At 72.5% G+C, this 5,638-nt stretch carries 6 protein-coding genes; 5 read left to right on the forward strand and 1 reads right to left on the reverse strand.

Annotated elements, in window-relative coordinates; genetic code table 11:
• Positions 1–210: 210 nt before the first annotated feature.
• From AB0O00_RS27880 to AB0O00_RS27900, 5 genes are all read left to right on the forward strand, one after another.
• Positions 211–909: an endonuclease V gene (locus AB0O00_RS27880; protein WP_363656311.1), complete on the forward strand. Its 699-nt coding sequence runs from the start codon at positions 211–213 to the stop codon at positions 907–909.
• A 76-nt stretch (positions 910–985) separates the two neighbouring features.
• Positions 986–1,444, forward strand: a complete 459-nt coding sequence (locus AB0O00_RS27885) for a hypothetical protein (protein WP_363656313.1) — start codon at positions 986–988, stop codon at positions 1,442–1,444.
• A 20-nt stretch (positions 1,445–1,464) separates the two neighbouring features.
• Positions 1,465–2,811 carry a hypothetical protein gene (locus AB0O00_RS27890; protein WP_363656315.1) on the forward strand — a complete coding sequence of 449 codons (1,347 nt, stop codon included), beginning with the start codon at positions 1,465–1,467 and terminating at the stop codon, positions 2,809–2,811.
• A 208-nt stretch (positions 2,812–3,019) separates the two neighbouring features.
• On the forward strand, positions 3,020–4,078 hold the full coding sequence (locus tag AB0O00_RS27895; protein WP_363656317.1) for a S8 family serine peptidase: 1,059 nt from the start codon (positions 3,020–3,022) through the stop codon (positions 4,076–4,078).
• Between the two features lie 78 nt (positions 4,079–4,156).
• The gene (locus AB0O00_RS27900; RefSeq protein WP_363656318.1) at positions 4,157–4,717 is read left to right on the forward strand and encodes a DinB family protein; all 561 of its coding nucleotides are present in this window, start codon (positions 4,157–4,159) and stop codon (positions 4,715–4,717) included.
• Positions 4,718–4,720: 3 nt separating this feature from the next.
• Here the strand turns inward: AB0O00_RS27900 and AB0O00_RS27905 are convergent, their stop codons facing one another.
• On the reverse strand, positions 4,721–5,236 hold the full coding sequence (locus AB0O00_RS27905; RefSeq protein ID WP_363656320.1) for a hypothetical protein: 516 nt from the start codon (positions 5,234–5,236) through the stop codon (positions 4,721–4,723).
• Between the last annotated feature and the right edge of the window lie 402 nt (positions 5,237–5,638).

Here is a 5,638-nt window from a genome sequence, read left to right on the forward strand (position 1 = left end):
CGAAGCCGTCAGCATCGCCCCGCACTACCGCACCGTTCCCATCAACCAACCGACCAAGGCTCCACGAGGCTCAAAACCTTAAGTCACTGGTATTGAGGCTAAGCCCCCGGTTCCGGGGCACGGGGGGCGCACGGGCTCACCGCGGGGTCGTCCGGGCCCCTCGGTACGGTGATCGGGACCGACCCTTCACCTCCCAGGGGGAACCCGCCCGTGCCCATCCCCGCCGATTGGCCCACCACCGAGGCCGAGGCCCACGCCGAACAGGAGCGCCTCCGGCCGCTCGTCCAGGCCCACGACGACCCGGACCACGCCCCCGTACGGCTCGTCGCCGGCGTCGACGTCGCCTACGACGACGACCGCGACCTCGTCGTCGCGGCCGCCGTCCTCCTCGACGCCGATACCCTCGACGTCGTCGAGGAGGCCACCGCCGCCGGGCGGATCCCCTTCCCGTACGTCCCGGGGCTCCTCGCCTTCCGCGAGATCCCCGCCGTCCTCGACGCCCTCGCCGGCCTCACCCGCACCCCCGACCTCGTCGTCTGCGACGGCTACGGCCTCGCCCACCCCCGCCGCCTCGGCCTCGCCAGCCACCTCGGAGTCCTCACCGGCCTGCGCACCCTCGGCGTCGCCAAGACCCCGTTCACCTTCGACCACACCGCCCCCGACACCCCGCGCGGCTCCACCAGCCCCCTCACCGACCCCGCCACCGGCGAGGAGGTCGGCCGGGCCGTCCGCACCCAGCCCGGCGTCAAGCCCGTCTTCGTCTCCGTCGGCCACCGCATCGGCCTCGACACCGCCGTCGCCACCACCCTCCACCTCGCCCGCCGCTACCGCCTCCCGGAAACCACCCGGCACGCCGACCACCTCTGCCGCGGGGCGCTCACCGCGGCGCAAGCGGCGTCAACGAACTGACGTCGCACCAGGTTCGGCCCGGCGCTCCTGTGTTAGACATGACCGAGTCAAACGGACGTACCGGGGAGGCGCCGCCATGGCCGCGGGCACTGGCACGGGAACGGGCACGGGCGGCGCCGCGGGGCGCGGCTACCGGGTCGAAGTCGAACAGCTCCGCGCCTTCGCCGCCCAAGTGCGGCTCCTCCTCGCCGAATTCCAGCACCGCGCCGACGGCACCACCACCCACGGCCAGAGCGGCATCGGCCGCACCGCCCTCGGCACCTTCGCCGAGGCCACCGAACTCCACGGCCGCTACGACGTCATGCGCGACGCACTGCGCGACATCCTCAACCAGCTGCAACAGGCCGTCGACGAAGCCCAGAAGAAGGCCGAACTCACCGCCACCACCTACGAGGAACACGACCGGCGCACGGCGGGCAAGCTCAAACTCGCCGCCGACGGCTGGTCCGTGGCCGACCCCTCCGCCACGAGCAAGGCCGCCTACCAGCGGACCACCGCCCCGCCCGCCCACCACGGCGGCAAGTCCGAACGCTGACGCACGGAGGTGAACCACCGGTGGCCTACACCGACTTCGGCAAGTACAGCCACACCCAGCTCCGCGCCATGGTCCAAGCCCTCAACCCCGGCGAAGTCATGGCCGCAGGCGACCCCTGGCGCCGCGCCGCCGACATCCTCAAAGCCATCCGCACCACCCTCACCCGCGCCAGCACCGAAGCCGCCACCACCTGGGAAGGCACCACCAGCGACGCCTTCCACACCCGCATGCTCCACCTCGCCGACAGCATCAACCACGCCGCCGCCTACGCCAACGACGCGGCCAACACCCTCCACAACGTCTCCGAGGCCATCGCCAAGGCCAAGCGCGACATGCCCGAAGAACCCGGCAACTGGGCCCAGTTCAAGGACGCCGTCGCCACCTTCACCGACGACGACCCCACCCCATTGGCCGCCCGCAAAAAAGCCGAAGCCGCCACCGTCCTGCAAACCCTGGCCTTGCACTACCGCACGGCGACCCCGATGCTGAAGCCCCCCACCCCCTTGGGCGAGCCGCCGAAGGACCGGAACTGGCGGGCGACCGTGGAGGACGTGCCGACGGGAGCGGAGCCGGATGTATCGGCGGTCGTCGGTTCGGCCGTGGCCGGATACGGGTTCGGCAATGCGCAGGCACGCGAGGTGTCCCGTGCCCCAACGCGATCGTCCGCACCGCGGACTGTCGGCGGCAGGGATGCCGGGCAGACGGGGAAGAGCGTGCCGCCGGAATCCGGCATCAAGGGCGGAACAGAGCGGCCACCGGCGAAGGTGCCGCTCGCGAGTGACCCCGGCCTGTCGACCGGGATCGACGGTTCGGCGCCCGCGCGATTCGGACCAGGAACCGGGGGTGCGACTTCAACGGGTGTTCAGCTCCCCGCATCAGAGAGGGGGATGCAGAGCAGTATGCCCCGCCCCGGTTTTGCGACCGTGACTGCTGGTGTCACCGACGTTCCGGGCGGTGCCGCCGGTGAGAGCGAGGAGGCGCTGCGGAGCGGCGGTTCGACCGGTCGGGCGCCGAGCAGTGGTGGACTGGTTGTGGGCGCCATCGGCGGAGCTGCTTCGGCCAAGCAGGGGGCCGCCCCGGGACGGGGCCTTGGCAGCGTCGTCGGTGGGAGGGAACACCCGGCGGCCGGAGCGGGCGGGAAGGAGGCCTTCACCGAGGGTGGATCCGGTCTCGGCGCCCGTGGCCGGGTCAATGGAGGCAGTCCACCGCGTCCCGGAGGGATTGCGGGGCAAGGCGCTGTGCCGCCCTGGACAGGAGCCCATGGGGGTAAGGGCGACACGAGGAAGGCCAAGCGTCCGGACTACCTGGTGGAGGACGAGGAGACCTGGAAGTCGCCCAAGCCCGCCAATCCGAACGTGGTGCAATGAGCGCCGTCCCTGAAGGGGACGGCCAATCCGACCGGCCGGGCCGCAGGTCGCCGACCTACGGCCCGGCTGCCGTGCTGAGTTGGAGTGACCGGGCTTGACGAGCGACCGACTGGCGCGCTGCGGTGCCGTGCTTGCTGCTGGGGCCATGCTGTGGGGGAGCACATCGGTGCCGGCCGGCGCGGATCAGATTCGAGACCAGCAGTGGCCGATGAAGCAGTACCAGGCTGAGGCGAGAGTCTGGCCGGTCAGCCAAGGCGAGGGCGTGATCGTCTCCGTGGTGGACAGCGGTGTCATGGAGGACCACCAGGATCTGGCTGGGCAGGTCCTCCCCGGCGCGGACTTCTCCGGCGCCAAGACCGACGGCCGGGTGGACGGCGAGGGCCACGGCACGGGGATCGCGAGCCTGATCGCGGGACACGGGCACGGCACGGGATCGGGCGTGATGGGCCTCGCACCGAAGGCGAAGATCCTTCCGATCCGGATCAGGGCCGCCGGGGAGCACCCCGAGCTCCGGCAGTCCGACATCGAGCTGGCCGTCCGCTACGCCGTCGATCACGGCGCCAAGGTCGTCAACCTGTCGGTTGGTGGCTATGACCCGCTCGATTCCGCCGCCCGGCAGGCGATCCTCTACGCCGTCTCCAAGGACGTCGTGGTGGTGGCCGCCACCGGGAACAGCGGCGATTCCGGAGCGCCGGTGGAGTACCCCGCAGCGTTTCCCGGCGTCGTGGCCGTGGGGGCCGTCGGCGAGAACGGTTCGCTCTGGGCCCGGTCGACCTCGGGGCCCGAGACGACCCTGGTCGCACCCGGTACGGCGATCTACCAGGCCACGGCCAAGTCGACGTCGGGGTACGGGGTTGGAGACGGCACCTCCGACGCCGCCGCCTACGTCTCCGCCACGGCGGCACTCATCCGGGCCGCGTATCCCGGGTTGTCGGCGGGGCAGGTGATCAATCGGATGATCACGACGGCGACGGCGCCGGCCGATGGGGGCGCTGTGCCGAACGGCCGGTACGGGTACGGGATCCTCGCTCCTGCCAAGGCGTTGGAGGCGAATCCCGCCGTCGACAACGGCCCGCGGGACAATCCGTTGCTGCACCGGGTGGAGTCCCAGGCAACGGATGAGCCGACCGGCACCCCCGCCCCCGTCGTTCCCCAGGCCGGTGGGGCGGGGGGCTGGTACGGGGTCGTCTGGGGCGTGCTCGGGGGTGGGGTGTTGCTCGTCGCCGGGGTTGGGGTGTGGGTGGGGCGGCGGGTGCGTCGGCGGTAGGTGGGGTGGCGGCAATTCGGTGGGCGTTGGCGGCAATGCTGCTGGTGAGGGGTGTGGGGCGGGCTCCATGCTGGGGGCATGACTGAATCGGGGAACAGCGCCGCCATCGTGCCGGACGTCAAGGACTGGACCTGGGTGCTGGAGCGCGCCTGTCCGGATTGCGGGCTGGAGACGCCCTCGGTCGTCCGGGAGGACGTCGCGGGGATGATCCGGGCGAACGCGGCGAGTTGGGTGGCGCTGCTGGGGGCGGACGAGGCCGGGGTGCGCCGGCGGCCGGCTCCTGGGGTGTGGTCGGCGCTGGAGTACGCGTGCCACGTGCGGGACGTGTTCCGGCTGTTCCGCGTGCGGCTGGGGCTGATGCTGGAGCAGGACGGTCCGCTGTTCGCCAACTGGGACCAGGACGCGACGGCCGTCGCCGAGCGGTACGGGGAGCAGCGGCCCGCGGTGGTGGCGGAGGAGCTGCTGGCGGCCGGGGAGGCGCTCGCGGAGGCCTTCGAGGCGGTGGCGGGGGAGGAGCAGTGGCGGCGGACCGGGAGCCGGAGCGACGGTGCGCGGTTCACGGTGGAGTCGTTCTCGCGCTACCTGGTCCACGACCCGGTGCACCACCTGTTCGACGTCACCGGCGTGCGGCACGCGTAGGGTTCACCAGCCGGAGGCCTCGCGCAGCATGGTGCGGCGCAGCCGGCCGGCGACGCTGGCGGTGTCGGTGCCGATGACGTCGGCGATCTCGGGCGCGGCGAGGCCGACGACGTAGTGGAGGATCGCCAGGTCGTCGTCGGCGGGGTGGCGCTGCGGGGTGGCGGGCACGGGCCGGCGGGTGTGTTCGGCGACGGTGCCGCGCAGGATCTGCCAGGCGTGTGCGGTGGGGTTGGCGGTGCCGAGCAACTCGCGCCAGTGGACGGCGATTTCGGCGAACGCCTGCTGGACGGCGGTGGCCGCTTCGGCGCGGTCGGGGAGCCAGACCCGGGCGTAGCTGAGGTACCGCGGGCGGTGGAGTTCGCAGAACGCGGCGAATTCCACGGGCACGTCCGCGGGCAGGTCCGTCGACGGGTCCACCGGAAGACCGGTGGACGTGTCGCCCGGTGGGCGGCCTGGTGGGCCGGACGGTTCGCCGGGCCTCGGGGGCGGCTCGGCGGAGCTCGTGTGACGGTTGGTCATCTCGTCTTCTCGGCAAGGGAGATGGGTGTCTGACGGTCGATCATCTGTGCTCACTCTACGGTAGGCCCTCGGTGCGCTGGGTGACCAATCGGATGGAATGCCCGGATCCCGCCGCCGCTCGGCCGGTTCCCGTGCCGGCCGGTGCGGCGCGGCGCGGGGAAGGTCGGTGGGGCGGCGGCGGGGGGAACCGCGGGAGGGTGGTGCGCAGTGCCGCTGGGGCGTGGGGGTGAGCGTGTCGAGGCTGGTCAGAGGTGTGCGGGCGGGTGCGGTCGGCGTGGTCGGCGTGGGCCGCGCGGCGGTTGATGTGCCACCGTAGGGCTTGCGGCGGCCGGCGTCCACGCCTACGGCGCGAAGGCGTGCGCGCGCAACCGCACGTACGACCGGGGCGCCCGGGACGTGGCG

Origin of the sequence: Kitasatospora sp. NPDC093558 (genome assembly GCF_040683475.1) — a bacterium.
GTDB lineage: Bacteria > Actinomycetota > Actinomycetes > Streptomycetales > Streptomycetaceae > Kitasatospora.